The organism is Janthinobacterium sp. GW823-FHT01H08, assembly GCF_058797855.1.
On sequence record NZ_CM179504.1, the window covers coordinates 2,047,119 to 2,062,121 of the forward strand.

General features: G+C 65.6%; 14 protein-coding genes and 1 riboswitch. Of the genes, 11 read left to right on the forward strand and 3 right to left on the reverse strand.

The genetic code is table 11. From position 1 onward, the window contains the following. Positions 1–8 precede the first annotated feature (8 nt). Together tolQ and ybgC are read right to left on the reverse strand one after the other, a co-directional pair. Positions 9–698, reverse strand: coding sequence for a protein TolQ (gene tolQ / locus AC3RCG_RS09135; protein ID WP_046682323.1), 690 nt, complete (start codon positions 696–698; stop codon positions 9–11). A 46-nt stretch (positions 699–744) separates the two neighbouring features. Then, the gene (ybgC, locus tag AC3RCG_RS09140; protein ID WP_121668826.1) at positions 745–1,146 is read right to left on the reverse strand and encodes a tol-pal system-associated acyl-CoA thioesterase; all 402 of its coding nucleotides are present in this window, start codon (positions 1,144–1,146) and stop codon (positions 745–747) included. A 292-nt stretch (positions 1,147–1,438) separates the two neighbouring features. Beyond that, positions 1,439–1,563, forward strand: a riboswitch (ZMP/ZTP riboswitch). Between the two features lie 111 nt (positions 1,564–1,674). Between ybgC and glyA the strand changes: the two genes are divergently transcribed. The 11 genes from glyA to AC3RCG_RS09195 all read left to right on the forward strand — a co-directional run bounded on the left by glyA (position 1,675) and on the right by AC3RCG_RS09195 (position 14,515). Continuing rightward, a complete protein-coding gene (glyA, locus tag AC3RCG_RS09145; protein ID WP_099409960.1) occupies positions 1,675–2,922 on the forward strand; it encodes a serine hydroxymethyltransferase in 1,248 nt (415 codons plus the stop codon). Positions 2,923–3,065: 143 nt separating this feature from the next. Beyond that, a complete protein-coding gene (nrdR, locus tag AC3RCG_RS09150) occupies positions 3,066–3,527 on the forward strand; it encodes a transcriptional regulator NrdR (protein ID WP_034759169.1) in 462 nt (153 codons plus the stop codon). 252 nt (positions 3,528–3,779) lie between these two features. Then, a complete protein-coding gene (gene pilV / locus AC3RCG_RS09155) occupies positions 3,780–4,349 on the forward strand; it encodes a type IV pilus modification protein PilV (RefSeq protein WP_099409959.1) in 570 nt (189 codons plus the stop codon). Beyond that, positions 4,346–5,323: a PilW family protein gene (locus tag AC3RCG_RS09160; protein ID WP_492404269.1), complete on the forward strand. Its 978-nt coding sequence runs from the start codon at positions 4,346–4,348 to the stop codon at positions 5,321–5,323. The genes pilV and AC3RCG_RS09160 overlap by 4 nt, the downstream gene beginning before the upstream one ends. A 51-nt stretch (positions 5,324–5,374) precedes the next feature. Further along, positions 5,375–6,001 (forward strand): pilus assembly PilX family protein, encoded by a 627-nt coding sequence (locus AC3RCG_RS09165; protein ID WP_492404271.1) that lies wholly within the window; start codon positions 5,375–5,377, stop codon positions 5,999–6,001. Beyond that, complete coding sequence (locus AC3RCG_RS09170) at positions 5,998–9,894, forward strand: PilC/PilY family type IV pilus protein (RefSeq protein WP_492404273.1); 3,897 nt, start codon at positions 5,998–6,000, stop codon at positions 9,892–9,894. The genes AC3RCG_RS09165 and AC3RCG_RS09170 overlap by 4 nt, the downstream gene beginning before the upstream one ends. A 90-nt stretch (positions 9,895–9,984) precedes the next feature. After that, positions 9,985–10,485 (forward strand): type IV pilin protein, encoded by a 501-nt coding sequence (locus tag AC3RCG_RS09175; RefSeq protein WP_492404275.1) that lies wholly within the window; start codon positions 9,985–9,987, stop codon positions 10,483–10,485. Between the two features lie 193 nt (positions 10,486–10,678). After that, complete coding sequence (locus AC3RCG_RS09180; RefSeq protein WP_409026889.1) at positions 10,679–11,206, forward strand: GspH/FimT family protein; 528 nt, start codon at positions 10,679–10,681, stop codon at positions 11,204–11,206. A 62-nt stretch (positions 11,207–11,268) separates the two neighbouring features. Beyond that, the gene (gene ribD / locus AC3RCG_RS09185; RefSeq protein ID WP_492404449.1) at positions 11,269–12,345 is read left to right on the forward strand and encodes a bifunctional diaminohydroxyphosphoribosylaminopyrimidine deaminase/5-amino-6-(5-phosphoribosylamino)uracil reductase RibD; all 1,077 of its coding nucleotides are present in this window, start codon (positions 11,269–11,271) and stop codon (positions 12,343–12,345) included. A 25-nt stretch (positions 12,346–12,370) separates the two neighbouring features. Beyond that, entirely contained in the window at positions 12,371–13,006 is a 636-nt protein-coding gene (locus AC3RCG_RS09190; RefSeq protein ID WP_070219574.1) for a riboflavin synthase, read from the forward strand. Between the two features lie 96 nt (positions 13,007–13,102). Further along, positions 13,103–14,515, forward strand: a complete 1,413-nt coding sequence (locus tag AC3RCG_RS09195; RefSeq protein WP_492404278.1) for a hypothetical protein — start codon at positions 13,103–13,105, stop codon at positions 14,513–14,515. On the opposite strand, the gene AC3RCG_RS09200 is transcribed toward AC3RCG_RS09195, so the two are convergent. Further along, positions 14,512–14,937 (reverse strand): OsmC family protein, encoded by a 426-nt coding sequence (locus AC3RCG_RS09200; protein ID WP_034759136.1) that lies wholly within the window; start codon positions 14,935–14,937, stop codon positions 14,512–14,514. The genes AC3RCG_RS09195 and AC3RCG_RS09200 overlap by 4 nt on opposite strands. Positions 14,938–15,003 lie beyond the last annotated feature (66 nt).

The window sequence follows — 15,003 nt, forward strand, 5'->3', positions numbered from 1 at the left end:
GCTCCCTCTTAGCGCGACTGGCGCTGCAAGATGTTGGAGAATTCCTCGACGAAGCTTTCGAAGCGGATCGCCAGGCGGTCGATGTCATGCGAAAAACGGTTGTAGGCGACGACGGCGGGAATGGCCGCGAACAGGCCGATGGCCGTGGCGATCAGCGCTTCGGCAATGCCGGGCGCGACGGCGGCCAGGGTTGCTTGCTGCACGTTGGCCAGGCCGCGGAAGGCGTTCATGATGCCCCAGACGGTACCGAGCAGGCCGATGTACGGCGAGACGGAGCCGACGGACGCGAGGAAGGCCAGGTGCGATTCGAGCACGTCCATTTCGCGCTGGAAGGCGGCGCGCATGGCGCGGCGTGCGCCGTCGAGCACGGCGCCCACGTCCAGCGCTTCGCGCGAACCGTAGGAAGCCTTGCCCTTGATGAATTCGCCCATGCCGGCGTCGAAGATGCGGGCCAGCGCGCCGCTCTGGTCGCGGTTGCCGCTGGCGTTCTGGTGCAGCGCATGCAGGTTGCCGCCGGCCCAGAAGCTGCGTTCGAATTCGATGGTTTGCTTGCGCGCCTGGCGCACGGCAAACATCTTGCGGAAAATGTAGGTCCAGCTGGTCAGGGAAATCAGCAGCAGCAGGGCCATGATCAGTTGCACGATCAGGTGGGCATTGGTGATGAGCGCGAGGAAAGAAAGATCTTGTGTAACGTTCATTGGCAGGCAGTCTGTTGGGTGAATTATCCGGGGGTGGCGGTAGGGCTCAGGTGGCGCGCATGCGGGCCGCGACTGCATCAGGCACGGCGCGCGGGCGCAGTGCCGAATCGACGCAGCCGATCTTGACGCGGGCCGTGTTGAGCAGGCGGTCGCCGCACCAGGCTTGTTGCAGGAAAACGATGGAGGCACGCCCCATTTTTTCTATGCTTAAGGTTAATCTTACCGTGTCATCGAGCCTGGCTGGCGCATGATAGTCGGCGTTGACGCTTTTGACAACGAACATCGCGTCGTGCTGTTCCAGCAGTTCCTGCTGGCCCACGTCGATGGCGCGCAGCCATTCCGTGCGTGCGCGCTCGAAGAATTTGAGGTAGTTAGCGTAATAGACGATGCCGCCGGCGTCGGTGTCTTCATAGTAGACACGTACGTTCCAGGTAAAGACTGAAGGCATGTTTATTGCGCCAGTAGTGAGATTGAGCAACATTTTACGCGATTTTTCTTCTTGTGACTGTGGGCGCTTGCTGGAAAGCCATGCAAAAGCTGCATATAAGTTGCACCGCAGCATTGTAAATCCGGGGCGGGCAATGGCAAGCCTCGTAACATACGCTTACAAGCCGCAGCCAGGTTTAAGTCCAGCTTAAGCGCCGCGGCCTTGTCCGGGCTGCGGCGGCGCGCGGCGATTATAGCCGCACGGTTGCATTCCTTGCTCAATTTGGGCACTTAACTTACAATTTGACTTCCATTACGTCTCACGTGACTGGCGAAAAGTCGGGCGATCTCCCTGAGTGGCGATCGGCAAACCGGCGAAAGGTGGGCACCCACCGGGAAACGTGAGATTTTTCATCAGCCGTTCGCCTGGGTAGCCACTATGGAAAAGCACGAAGAGGCTGCCCGTCCAATGTTGTTATTCACTTAACGCCGGCTCCCCTCATTCGATCCAACCTGCCAGTACAAGCACCCTCATACTTGGAGTTTTTACATGTTTGCAAAAGATCACACCCTCGCCAACGTCGATCCTGAATTGTTCGCCGTCATTCAAAAAGAAAACACGCGCCAGCACGATCACATCGAACTGATCGCCTCGGAGAACTACACGTCGCCAGCCGTAATGGAAGCGCAAGGCTCGCAGTTGACGAACAAGTACGCCGAAGGCTACCCGGGCAAGCGCTACTACGGCGGCTGCGAATACGTCGACGTGGCCGAGCAACTGGCCATCGACCGCGTCAAGAAACTGTTCGGCGCCGAATGCGCGAACGTGCAGCCGAATTCCGGCTCGCAGGCGAACCAGGGCGTGTTCTTCGCCATGCTGAAACCAGGCGACCTGATCATGGGTATGTCGCTGGCCGAAGGCGGTCACCTGACCCACGGCATGCCGCTGAACATGTCCGGCAAATGGTTCGATGTCGTCTCCTACGGTCTGACGGCGGAAGAAGACATCGACTACGAGGCGATGGAGCGCCTGGCCCGCGAACGCAAGCCGAAACTGATCATCGCCGGCGCATCCGCGTTCTCGAAAAAAATCGACTTCGAACGCTTCGGCAAGATCGCCAAGGAAGTGGGCGCCTACTTCATGGTCGACATGGCCCACTACGCGGGCCTGATCGCCGCCGGCCTGTACCCGAACCCGGTGCCGTTCGCCGACTTCGTCACCTCGACCACGCACAAATCGTTGCGCGGTCCGCGCGGCGGCATCATCCTGATGAAGGCCGAGCACGAAAAAGCCATCAACTCGGCTATCTTCCCTGGCATCCAGGGCGGCCCGCTGATGCACGTGATCGCCGGCAAGGCCGTCGCCTTCAAGGAAGCGCTGAGCCCTGAATTCGTCGAATACCAGAAGCAAGTGATCAAGAACGCCGACGTGCTGGCGAAAACCCTGATCAAGCGCGGCCTGCGCATCGTGTCCGGCGGCACCGAATCGCACGTCATGCTGGTCGACCTGCGCGCCAAGAACCTGACGGGCAAGGAAGCCGAAGCCATCCTCGGTTCCGCGCACATCACCTGCAACAAGAACGGCATCCCGAACGACCCGCAAAAACCCTTCGTCACCTCGGGCATCCGCCTGGGCAGCCCGGCGATGACGACGCGTGGTTTCAAGGAAGCGCAAGCGGAAGAAGTGGGCAACCTGATCGCCGACGTGCTGGACAACCCGCATGACGCCGCCACCATCGAGCGCGTCAAAGCGGCCGTGAAAGTGCTGGCCGACGCGCACCCTGTGTACGCAGCATAATTATTTGTCCAGAATGTGTCATACGGAGTAAGATTCCGTATGACACATTCCTTCGTGCCCAAGGGCGCCCGGAGTGATTCGGGCGCCCTTTGTACAAGGGCGGCGATTTCCCGTAATTATTACTATAAAGTTGTAACCAGCCCATGAAATGTCCATTTTGCCAGCACGGCGACACCCAGGTTCTCGATACGCGCGTATCGGAGGAAGGGGATGCCATTCGGCGGCGCCGCCGCTGCGGCAAATGCGACAAGCGTTTTACCACGTATGAGCGCATTGAACTTATCATGCCGGCCGTCGTCAAAAAGAATGGCAGCCGGACGGAGTTCGCTGCGGATAAGTTGCGCGGCAGTTTGATGCTGGCCTTGCGCAAGCGTCCCGTCGCGGCCGCCTCGGTGGATACGGCCATCGCGTCCATCCAGGAAAAACTGCTGACCAGCGGCTTGCGCGAAGTCGATTCCGGCTATATCGGCGAACTCGTCATGCAGGAACTCAAGCGCCTCGACAAGATCGCCTACATCCGCTTCGCTTCCGTCTACAAGAATTTCGAAGACCTGGCCGAGTTCCAGGATGCGATCGCCGAAGTGGGGCAGGCGCGCAAGCCCTGACGCCTGCTCGAAGCCTCTTGTTCGACGACGGGGCTGCTCATGTGCCCCGTTTTGCGCCCCGTGTTCACCACGCCAGCGCTCGCCTGGCAAGCGGCCTGATCAATAACTACACCGTTCTTCTCCCTTTATCGCTGCGCTGTTTGCGCTTGCGCAGATCCCGTTTTTTGCGCGCGCCTATCGTGTAGCTGGGCCGCCTGTTCTTGCGACTCTTTCTGCGGAAGGGAGCAAGGCATGCGCAAGGGCGGTCGCACTATGTTTCCAGCGGGTGGCAGCAGCCTCGTCGAGGTGCTCGTGTCGCTGCTGCTGTTGGCGCTGGGCCTGCTCGGTGCCAGCATTTTGCAACTGCACTCCCTGCGCGCGCGCCATGAGTCGGCGCTGTTGTCGGCGGGCGCGCAGCTGGCGGCCGGCATGGCCGAGCGCATGCGCGCAAACGGCGTGCTCATGAATGGTCCCGATGCGGGCAATCCCTACCTGAACGTGGCCTACGCGGCGGCGGACGACGCCGAAGCAGGCGGCACCGCGCCGGACTGCTTTGGCGCTAGCGCCTGCAGCGCGGCCGAACTGGCGCAATTCGACATCGCCGAATGGAAGCAATCGCTGCATGCGGCCTTGCCCGGCGCGCGCCTGCATATCTGCCGCGATGCCTCTGTCTGGGATGCCGCCGCGCAAGGCTTGCACTGGGCGTGCAGCGGCGGCAAGGGCGCGCCCATCGTCATCAAGCTGGGCTGGCGCGGCCGCTTGCCCGATGGCTCGCCCGCCGTGAATGCGGCAGGCGAGTCGCTGCCCAGGCTGGTATTCCAGCTGGGCGGAGGCGGCGCATGAACGGCGTGCATGCCGCGTGGCGCTGGCGGCGCGGCATGAGCCTCGTCGAATTGCTGGTGGCCCTGTCGCTGGGCGCGCTGCTGATGCTGGCCGCCAGTAGCGTGCTGCTGGCGGCCAGCGGCAGCTATGGCGACCAGTCCGCCAGCGCGCGCCTGGACGACAATGGCCGCTATGCGCTCGACACCATCGCCCGCGCCGTGCGCCAGACGGCGTACGTGAATTGGGACAGCAGCGCCGCGCCCGTCGCCCATGCCGATGACGACAGCGCCAATGTCGCCGGGCTCGACGCGCGCAGCCTGGGCAAGAACAGCGAAGGCATCAGCGGCGCCTTGCCCGGCGCCCTGCATGGCAGCGACGTGCTGGCCCTGCGCTATTACGGGGCCGGCAAGGAAGAGGGTGGCGACGGTTCCGTGCTCAATTGCGCCGGCTTTGGCGTGGGTGCCGCGCAAACGGAGGCGCAGCGGGGCTGGAGCATTTTCTATGTGGCGCAAGGCGCCGATGGCGATGGCGAGCTGCGCTGTAAATACCGTGGCGCGAACGGCTGGGGCGCGGATGCCGTCATTCGCGGCGTCGACGGTTTCCAGGTGCTGTATGGCCTCGACACGGATACGCCGCCCGACGGCGTGGCGAACCGCTATGTCAACGCCAGTGCGCTCGACGCCTACGATGCGGCGCTGGTGCTGGTGGGCGCCGATGCGGCCGCGCGCCAGCGCGATTTGCGCCGCCGCACGCATTGGAAGCGCGTGGCCAGCGTCCGCGTGGCCTTGCTGCTGCATGGCGAGGCGGACCAGGCGGACAAGATGGCGGAGCTGGGGCCGGCGCAGTTCGACCTGTTCGGCAAGGCATATGCCGAGGCGCACGGCGCCGGCGACACGGGCGTGCGCATCGCGCGCGCGTCCTTGCCCGCCGCGACGCGCTCCCGGCTGCGGCAATTGGTGCAGACGAGCATCATGCTGCGCAACGGGCCGGCCTAGGCGGGCGGCACGATGGCTGGCGCGGGCGTCCGCTGCTGCCTACCTCGTTGCGTGCCTTGTTCACCTTGCGCGCGCCACAGTGGCGCCACCCTCGTGTATGTGCTGTGCCTGTTGGTGATCATCTTGCTGCTGGGCATATCGGCGGCGCAGATGGCCTTGCAGGGCGAAAAGGCGGCACGCGGCGAGCGCGACCGGCAGATCGCATTTCAGGCGGCGGAGGAAGCATTGATGGATGCGCAGAACGATATCGAAGGCTTGCCCGGCGCGCCGGGGCGTAGCAGCCTCTTTGCGCCAGGCAGTGCGGCCGGGTTTGCGGACGGTTGCGGCGAGGCAGGCGCACTGGGCCTGTGCCTGCCCGCAGCCCCGGAGGCGCCGGCGCTCTGGCTGAGCATGGACCTCGACGGTCCTGAAGGCAGCAGCCACACCGTGCCGTATGGCCAGTTTACGGGCGCCGTCATGCAGACGGGGCAGGGTTTCCTGCCGTCGCGCCGGCCCCGTTACCTGATCGAATTGCTGCCGTTTCACCCGCCCGGCGCGCAGGCGGCGGCAGTGGCCGGCGGCCTGGCCACGGAAAGTTATGTGTACCGCATCACGGCCATCGGTTTTGGCGCGCAGGAAAGCACGCAAGTCGTGTTGCAAAGTTATTACCGCAAGCAGGCGGCGGGAGCGGGACCATGAGGGCTTGGTCGTTTGCTTTGCCATCCGCTTGGTGGTCCGCCTGGCTGCTGCTGATCAGCCTGGTTTGCCTGGCTTGCGGCGCCGCTGTTGCGGCCGCACCTCCCGTGACGCTGGCGCGGGCCGACGCTGGCTTGCACGGCGCCAGAGTGCCGCCGAACCTGCTGCTCAATCTGTCGCTCACGCATGCGGCGGCGGCCGCCGCGCATGGCGGCGAGTATGCGCCGCAGCGCGAGTACCTGGGGTACTTCCATGCGCGCATGTGCTACAGCTATCCCTACCGCAGCAAGGACGGCGTCATGCTGCCGGACTTGCGCGTAGCGACCGCTTACTTCTCCGTACTGAAAACGGCGGACGCGCTGCACGGCTGCGGCGGCGATAGTTTTAGCGGCAACTTTCTGAACTGGGCCAGCGCCAGCATGCTCGACATCGTCCGCTATGCCCTGACGGGCGGCGACCGCGTCATCGACGAAGTGCGCAAGACGGTGCTGCAGCGCGCCTGGCTGCCCGATGCCGACGGTCCCGTCGATTTCTATGCCCACCCCGTCTTTTTCCCGCGCAAGGTCTTGCACACCGGCGTGGCGGCGGCGACGCCGTTTGCGCTGGCACAACTGGCCATCGTTTCCTGCCGTAATCGCCTGCTGTTCGGCGACGCCAGCGTGCCTCCGGGCGGCAGTTGCGACGCGCCCGGCATCGCCGCCACGCACGGCGTGTTCCTCGCGCGCGTGCGCGTTTGCGATGCCGATGAGGGGCCGCTGCGCGACGACCTGTGCCTCGCGTACGGCAAGAACTACAAACCGGTGGGCGCCGTGCAGCGCCTTGGCGGCAGGGTACGCGTGGGCGTGTTTGGCCATTTGAACGGCGTCTCTGCCAGTGCCGGCCCCGTGTATGGCGGCGTGCTGCGCGCGCCGCTGGCCCACATGGGCAGGCAACGCTGGACGGCGCCCGACTTTTTGCCGCAAGACAATACCGGCGCCGAGTGGAATCCCGTCAATGGCGTGTTTGCCGTCCAAGGCGCTGACCAGGGCGCAGGCCCTGGCGGCGGGGTGACCGCTTACATCAACGGCTTGGGCCGCAGCAATGCCGGGCATCCGGGCGCGTACGCGAGGGCCGCGCCGCTGGCTGAATTGCTGTACGAATCGCTGCGCTACCTGCAGGGGCGGCAAGCGAGCGCCGCCGTGCCGCCCGCCACGGCTCCGCCTGCCATCGACGACGGCTTGCCGGTCGTGACCCCATGGAGCGACCCGCAAACGGCCAATTGCCAGCGCCACGTCGTCGTCAGCCTCGGCGATGCGGGCATGGCGGGGGACCGCTACGTGCCCGGCAACGTCCCTGTTGTGCCTGCCTCGGCCGGTGACCGCGCACGCGCCGCCGATGGCTTTGCGCCGCCGCCGTTCGATGCGATGGCCTGGACGCATGCGGTGGGCAGCCTGGAAAGCGGCGGCGCGCAGGGCAATCCCGCGCCACGGCCCGACCTGGCGGGACTGGAATTGCTGGCCGACGGCGCGGGCGGCGCCAGCTACCATGCGGCAGGGCTGGCCTACTGGTCGCATGTGCAGGCGCTGCGTCCTGGCGGCAAGAACGACGGCCTTGCCAAGGTCGAGCACTACGCGGGCGACTTGCGCCAGGGCGACCCGGCCGGCGAATCTGCAGCCACTCCCGCCGCTACTCCCTTGCTGCTGGCGGCCAAGTATGGCGGTTTTCTTGATGCGAACGGCGACGCCAACCCATTCAAGAGCGCAACGGGCAGCGCGTTCGATGAATGGAGCCTGGACGGCCGCTGGCCCACCCATTACTTGCCCGGCAGCGATCCGGCCGCCCTGATCGCGGGACTGCGCGCGGCCTTTGTCTCCGCCGACAAGGGCACGCTGGCGGCGACGCTGCCGGGGCCGGCCCTGATGGCGCTGGCCAGCGGTACGGAAGAGGCTTACTGGTTTCGCACGCGGATGCGCCTGGCCGATGGCGGCATGATCTTGTCGCGCAGCGCGTTTGCCGTGGGCGCCGATGGCGCACTGCTTCCCGGCAAGCCATTGTGGACTGCTGGCGGACAGTCCAAGACCATGCCGGATGGACCATCCACGGCCTTGCGTCCCGTCTACACGCTTGACGCCAAGGGCGCCCTGATGCCGCTGGCCTGGAAGGCGCTCGATGCAGCACAGCGCGGCGCATTCGACGGCGGCGATGGCAGAGGCGAGGCGCGTCTGGCATATTTGCTGGGCCAGCGTACGCACGAGGTGGGCCAGCCCGGCGGCTTCCTGCGGCGCAGGTCCGGCAGCCTGGGCGCGGCGCCGCACGGCAACCTGCTGTACGTGGGCGCGCCGGGTCTGGGCATGCCGGGGGCCGGCTATGGCGTGCATCGCCAGGCGCTGCTGCAGCGGCGGAAAATGCTGTACCTGGGCGCCAACGACGGTTTGCTGCATGCGTTCGATGCGCGCACGGGCAGCGAATTATTTGCCTATCTGCCGCAGGCGCTGCTGCGCGCGGCGCCAGCTGCTGCGAGCACTCACTACAGCCCCGGCCCGCTGCTCGATGGCGCGGCGGCCACGGCGGAAGTGCTGGCGCTGGGACACTGGAAGACGGTGCTGGTGTCGGGCATGGGCGGCGGGGCGCAAGGCGTGTTTGCGCTCGACATCACCGATCCGATGCGTTTTGCGCAAGACGGTGCGTTGTGGGAATTCACGGACCGCGACGACAAGCTCATGGGCAGTGTGCGCGCGCCGCCCGCCTTTGCCCGCATCAACATGGGCGGCAAGGAGGGCGCGCCGGCCTACCGCGATTTTGCCATCGTCGCCAGCGGCTACAACAACCATGTTAATGACGGCAAGGACACGACGGCGCCCGCATCGGCCGCCGCCATCTTCCTGCTGGCCCTGGACAAGGCGCCTGGCACGCCATGGGTGATAGGAAGTAATTACTTCCGGTTCAAGGTGCCTGTGGCCGACGCCAACGGTGGTGGCGATGGCGGCCACGACACTGATGCGGTCATTGACGCCATGCCCCACGCGCTGGGCCCGCCCGCCGTGGTGCCGGGCCGCGATGGCGCGCTCGCGTATATCTATGCGGGCGATTTGCAGGGCAATATCTGGCGCCTCGACATGACTGGCGGCCCGCCTTGGAAGGAGGGCCAGGGGCGCAAGCTCGTGTTTGTCGCGCGCGATGTACAGGGCCGGCGCCAGCCCGTGACGCAGCAGCTGAGCGTGGCGTATGCGCCCGGTGGCGGCTATCTGCTGCTGTTCGGCACGGGCAAGCTGGTCGAAGCGGGCGATACCTGGCCTTCCGCCTTTCTGTCGCAGTCGTTTTATGCCGTGCACGACGATGTGCGGGAAACATCCCCTACGCGCAGCCGGGCCGACCTGGAACAGCGCAGTCTGGGCGAGACGACGGGCGGCGTGCGCGTTGACGGCGCCGAACTGCGCTACACGGGCAGCGACGCCATGCGCGGCTGGTATCTCGACTTTCTCGATACCGCGCAGACGGGCGAGCGCAGCATCAGCATTCCCGTACTGGCCGCCGGCAAGGTACTGTTCAATACCGTCCTGCCGGGGCGCGACGCTTGCGCCAAGCCGGTCACGCGCCTGTACGTGCTCGATGTGCTCAGCGGCTTTGCCGCCGATGGCGCCGGTGTGGTGCAGGCGGGCGAGCAGACGGGACGCTTGTTCGACGGCCTGGCGCGCGCGCCGCCGCTGGCGCTGGAATTGAACAGCACGGTGGGCGCCGCGACGGCGACAGGGCGGGCCGAGGACCGCAAGGAGCTGGCCGTGCTGCAGCCGGGCTTGCCAGGCGCGGCCAGCGTGGCGGGACTCAAGGTCGTCAGCGCGCCGCTGCCGGCCCGGCGCCTCAGCTGGCGCGAAGTGGCGAACTGGCGCGAATTGCACGAGGCGGCCAAGAAGAAATAAGAGAGGGGCATGGCTGGCGTGTCGCAAGTGACCGGCGTGCAGACCGGCGCCGCGCATCGGCTGGCGGTTTTTGAGAAGAAGGGAGGTCAGATGGAAATGCTGGCAAGCCGGAACTGGGCCGCTGCAAACGGTCGCGCCCCTGCCGCCATCCCGGGCTTCAGCCTGATCGAACTGCTGGCCGCGCTGGCGATCATGAGCCTGCTGCTGGCGCTGGCCGTGCCCGCTTATCACGGCCATGTCGTGCGCGCCAAGCGGGTGCAGGGGCAGGCGGCCCTGCTGCGGCTGATGCAGCAGCAGGAGCGCTATTACTCGCAAAACAACCGCTATCTGGCGTTTTCCTCAGCCTCGCCGGCGCCGCAGGCGCAAGCGTTTCCATGGTGGTCTGGCGAAGGGGGCGCGGCCGGCAGTGCGTATGAAATCGATGCGCTGGCCTGTCCCGGCCTGGCGATCGGGCAATGCGTGCTGTTGCGCGCCACGCCGGGCACGTCCAAGGTTGATGCGCAGTTCCAGGATGCCGATTGCGGCGTGCTGTCCCTGAGCAGCACGGGCCAGCGCGGCAGCAGCGGCCCCGCCAGCCATTGCTGGCGCTAAGTAACCCCCAATAAATTATTGTGATTTCTGACTTCCATAACCGGCCCTCTGCGTCGCAGCGGGCGCCTTGCATAGCATCCGGTTCTGTTCGTCATAAATTCACAATAATTTCCTGAGGATTACTTAGGCCATGGCCACGCGCAAGCGGCCACCGCGGACCGGGCGCACCTTTGGGCGGGCCTTCGGGCACACCATGCTCGAATTGCTGGCCGTGCTGACGATTGCCGCGCTGCTGGCGGCCGCCGCCATGCCCAGCTTGCAGCAGGTGCTGGCGCGCCAGCAGGTGCGCGCGGCGGCCATGGACTTGTTCTCGGCGATCGAATTGACGCGGGCGCAGGCGATGGCGCGCGGACAGCGCGTGCTGTTGATGCCGGCCGGGCCGGGCGGCACGGATTGGCGCACGGGCTGGCTGGTGTTTATCGACCGTAATGCCAACCTGGCGTTTGACGACGGCGACGAATTGCTGTTCCGCCAGGGACCGCTGCCGCCGGGCATCACGGCCCAGTTTGCGTTTTCGTCTGCCACGGCGCCGTTTTATATCGCCTACAATGGCGCAGGACGCAGTTGCAGCGCGACCAATAGCCTGGCGGCGCGCTGGGGTACCTTGTCCCTGACTTTGGGAAAGCAGGTGCGCCATATTAAAATCAATATGCTGGGCAGGGTGCGCGTGTGCGACCCGCAGCAGGCGGCCAACTGCAGCGGCGTGGCCGACAGTTCGTAACCCGACTTATCTATTACTCACTCTCAAAGAAGACCGTGGAAATACTCAACGATATCGATGGCATGCGCCTGGCGCTGGAATGGGCGGCGCGCGGTTTATACACGACCTCGCCCAATCCCCGCATCGGTTGCGTGATCGTCCGGGATGGCCAGGTGATCGGCGCTGGCGTGACACAGGCGGCCGGGCAGGATCATGCCGAGGTGCAAGCGCTGGCCAATGCGGCGGCGCGCGGCAACGACGTGCGCGGCGCCACCGCCTATGTCACCCTGGAACCGTGCAACCACCATGGCCGCACGCCGCCGTGCTCCGATGCGCTCGTGCGCGCGGGACTGGGGCGCGTCGTGGCCGCCATGACGGACCCGAACCCGCTGGTGGCCGGGCAGGGGCTGGCCAAGCTGGAAGCGGCCGGCATCGCCGTCACGACGGGCGTGCTGGCCGACGAGGCGTATGAAATGAATATCGGCTTCTTTTCGCGCATGCAGCGCGGCAAGCCGTGGGTGCGCATGAAAACGGCGGCCAGCCTGGATGGCATGACGGCCCTGCACAACGGGCAAAGCCAGTGGATCACGGGGCCGCAGGCGCGTGCCGATGGTCACGCGTGGCGCGCGCGCGCCTGCGCCATCCTGACGGGCATCGGCACCGTCAAGGCGGACGACCCGCAACTGAACGTGCGCGCCGTCGAGACGCCGCGCCAGCCGCGCCGCATCGTCGTCGACAGCCGGCTCGACATCAGCCTTGACGCGCGCATCTTGCAGGGCGGCGGCACGTGGATCGTGGCGGCCGTGGCCAATCCGGAAAAGGAAGCGCAGCTGCGCACCCTGGGCGCGGAAGTCATCATGTTGCCGAACGCGGCCGGCAAGGTCGACCTGGCCGCGCTGATGCTGGAACTGGGGCGCCGGCAAATCAATGAAGTCCACGTCGAGGCCGGCTCCAAGCTGAACGGCTCGCTGATCCGCGAAGGCTGCGTCGACGAGTTGCTGGTCTACCTGGCGCCCACCTTGCTGGGCGACGCGCAAGGGATGTTTGCCTTGCCCGCATTGACGGATATCAAACAGCAGCGCACCTTGCAATTTCACCAGGTCCAGCAAGTGGGCGAAGATTTGCGTATCCTTGCAAGATTCGCCCAGCGCAATAATTAATACTCACATTTTATAGGGTTAGTTCATGTTTACAGGAATTGTTGCCGCCATCGGCAAGATTGAAACCGTGCAAGCACTCGAAGGCGGCCTCGACGCAGGCGTGCGCCTGACCATCCACGCGGGCGGCTTGCCGCTGGCCGATGTGGCCCTCGGCGATTCCATCGCCATCAATGGCGCCTGCATGACGGTGGTGGAAAAGTCGGACACGGGTTTTGCCGTCGATGTCTCGCGCGAAAGCCTCAATTGCACCGTGGGCCTCGATACGACGACGGAAGTGAACCTGGAAAAAGCCCTGACCCTGGCCGAGCGCCTGGGCGGCCACCTAGTGTCCGGCCACGTCGACGGCCTGGGCATCGTGCGCAAGTTCGAAGCCGTGGGCGAATCGTGGGAACTGGTGATCGAAGCGCCGCACGAACTGGCGAAATACCTGGCTTTCAAAGGTTCCGTCGTCGTCAATGGCGTGTCGCTGACCGTCAACAGAGTGGAAGACCTGGGCGCGGGCGCCGTCAACGGCTGCCGTTTCTCGATCAATTTGATTCCCCACACCATCGCCATGACGACCCTGAAACACTTGACGGTCGATGGCAAGGTCAACCTGGAAATCGACCTGATCGCCCGCTATGTCGAGCGCATGTTGTCGCTGGACAAGGCTGCCGCCTGATACAAGAACACCGCAACACATTCTCGCCTTGCCAAGCGTGTGTTGCTTTTCTTTCAGACGCGCATACTATGAAGCTTTCCGCAGTGGAGGCTAGCCATGGACCCGATTTCGCGCGCAACCGTGCCCAACACCATTCCGGCCACGGCCCGCGTGGATCAGACGGCGCCGCTGGCGCCCGCGCTGCCCGTGCCGCCGTCCAGCGCGGCGGCGACCCTTGCCGCTTTGTCATTGACCCAGGTCGACATCTCTCCGCTGGGCCAGTTCCTGTCCGGCGTGGCCTTGTCGCGCCGGCAACTGCTGGCCTTGCAGGGCGCCACGGACGAGGCCAGGGCGGCAAATACCCCCGTGAATGTCAATGACGACTTGCTGGCGCTGGCGCGTCAGTTGACGGAATCGTTCGCCCAGCTGCAAACGAGCGGCATCGACGCGAGCCAGCTGGCGACGGCCGGCGACACCCCGGGCAGCCTGGCGCAGCGTTACGATTTGCTGTCGGGCGACGGTACGACGGATGCGGCGGCCGCACTGGCGCAGGACGGCAGCCTGCTCACCCAAGCCCAACTGGCCCGCATCGGCATCGACTTGCGCAATGAAGATGTCGATCCCATCACTTTGCAGGCCGCCTATGCGGCCGACAGCAACGCCACCCTGGCTGCCCTGCAACAGGGAGCGGACGTGCTGGCGCAGGTGGGTGCCGTGCTGGCCCAGCAGCAGGGCGCGCCGCTGGCTGCCGCTGTCGAGGCGGATTTGACGGGCGACGCACTGCCGGCCAGCGCTGCACAGGACTCGCAGGCCGCGCAGCCGCAAGCCATCGACGAGGCGCCGCCGCAAACGGCCGCGATTGCACAGCGACAGCTGGAATTGCAGCAGCAACTGGAAGCGCAAGAGCTGAACCTGGATTTGCAGGAATTGCGGCCCCCGTCAACGGCGCAACAAGCCGACAATACCGCGGACTTGCTGCAGGTGCAGCGCACGGACAGCCAGCGCGTGGATGCCCAGCGTGTTGACGACGAACGCCTCGACAGCGAACGTATTAATGCCAGTCAGCAGGCGCAGCAGCAGGAAACCGCGCGGTTGGACGAGCTGCGCCAGGGGCAAGTACAGCAGCAGGGCTTGCAGCAGCAGGCGCAAGCGGCGGCGGACGATGCGGCGCGGGCGCAGCTGGCCGCCAGCGATGCGCAAATGGCGGCCCAGGCGGCCAGCGAGCGGGCGCAATTGCTGGCGCGCGCCGCGCAGGGACAAGCCGATGCGGGCCTGGCGACGGCGCAAGCCCAGCTGGCCCAGCAAAATGCGCAGGCGCAAGAGATGGCGGCGCAAGCGGCGGGCCAGGCCGTGCCGCCACCGTCATCGCAAGACCCGTCCGTGGCGGCCGCCATCGCCGCGTATAACCTGAACAATGCGGCCCTGAATCCCGGCTTGATGAACCGGCCATTGCCGGCCAGCGACTCGCGCCTGCCGCTGGTGGCGCCGGTGGCGCCCGTGGAACCCGTCAAGCCCGTGACGAAAATCTAGGGCAGCAGGGTGGCGTCGAGGGTAATGTTGGCTTTAAGTAGCTTCGACACGGGACAGCCGGCCTTGGCCTTGCCCGTCAATTCCTCGAATTTCGCCTGGTCGGCGCCGGGAATTTTCGCTTTCAGGATCAGGTGGACGGCCGTGATGGCAAAGCCGTCGTCCACCTTGTCCAGGGTCACTTCGGCCGTCGTTTCCATCTTTTCCGCCGTCAGGCCCGCTTCGCCGAGGATCAGCGACAGGGCCATGGTGAAGCAGCCCGCGTGGGCGGCGCCGATCAGTTCCTCTGGGTTGGTGCCGGGCTTGCCTTCGAAGCGGCTGGCAAAGCCGTAGGGATATTCCTGCAAGGCGCCGCTGCGCGTGCTGATGGCGCCCTTGCCGTCCTTGATGCCGCCTGACCAGATGGCCGATCCGTTGGTTTTCATGTTGCCGCTCCTGTGTGGGGTGTCGCTGCGAATGGGTGTCAGCGCCGTGGCGGTGACTGGCTGATC

Excerpts from the sequence above, each read along its gene's own strand:
- AC3RCG_RS09195 (WP_492404278.1), top strand. The coding sequence starts at position 13,103 with ATGGACCCGATTTCGCGCGCAACCGTGCCCAACACCATTCCGGCCACG.
- AC3RCG_RS09190 (WP_070219574.1), top strand. The coding sequence starts at position 12,371 with ATGTTTACAGGAATTGTTGCCGCCATCGGCAAGATTGAAACCGTGCAA.
- AC3RCG_RS09200 (WP_034759136.1), bottom strand. The coding sequence starts at position 14,937 with ATGAAAACCAACGGATCGGCCATCTGGTCAGGCGGCATCAAGGACGGC.
- ribD (WP_492404449.1), top strand. The coding sequence starts at position 11,269 with ATGCGCCTGGCGCTGGAATGGGCGGCGCGCGGTTTATACACGACCTCG.
- AC3RCG_RS09180 (WP_409026889.1), top strand. The coding sequence starts at position 10,679 with ATGCTCGAATTGCTGGCCGTGCTGACGATTGCCGCGCTGCTGGCGGCC.
- AC3RCG_RS09160 (WP_492404269.1), top strand. The coding sequence starts at position 4,346 with ATGAACGGCGTGCATGCCGCGTGGCGCTGGCGGCGCGGCATGAGCCTC.
- tolQ (WP_046682323.1), bottom strand. The coding sequence starts at position 698 with ATGAACGTTACACAAGATCTTTCTTTCCTCGCGCTCATCACCAATGCC.
- ybgC (WP_121668826.1), bottom strand. The coding sequence starts at position 1,146 with ATGCCTTCAGTCTTTACCTGGAACGTACGTGTCTACTATGAAGACACC.
- glyA (WP_099409960.1), top strand. The coding sequence starts at position 1,675 with ATGTTTGCAAAAGATCACACCCTCGCCAACGTCGATCCTGAATTGTTC.
- AC3RCG_RS09170 (WP_492404273.1), top strand. The coding sequence starts at position 5,998 with ATGAGGGCTTGGTCGTTTGCTTTGCCATCCGCTTGGTGGTCCGCCTGG.
- pilV (WP_099409959.1), top strand. The coding sequence starts at position 3,780 with ATGTTTCCAGCGGGTGGCAGCAGCCTCGTCGAGGTGCTCGTGTCGCTG.
- AC3RCG_RS09175 (WP_492404275.1), top strand. The coding sequence starts at position 9,985 with ATGGAAATGCTGGCAAGCCGGAACTGGGCCGCTGCAAACGGTCGCGCC.
- nrdR (WP_034759169.1), top strand. The coding sequence starts at position 3,066 with ATGAAATGTCCATTTTGCCAGCACGGCGACACCCAGGTTCTCGATACG.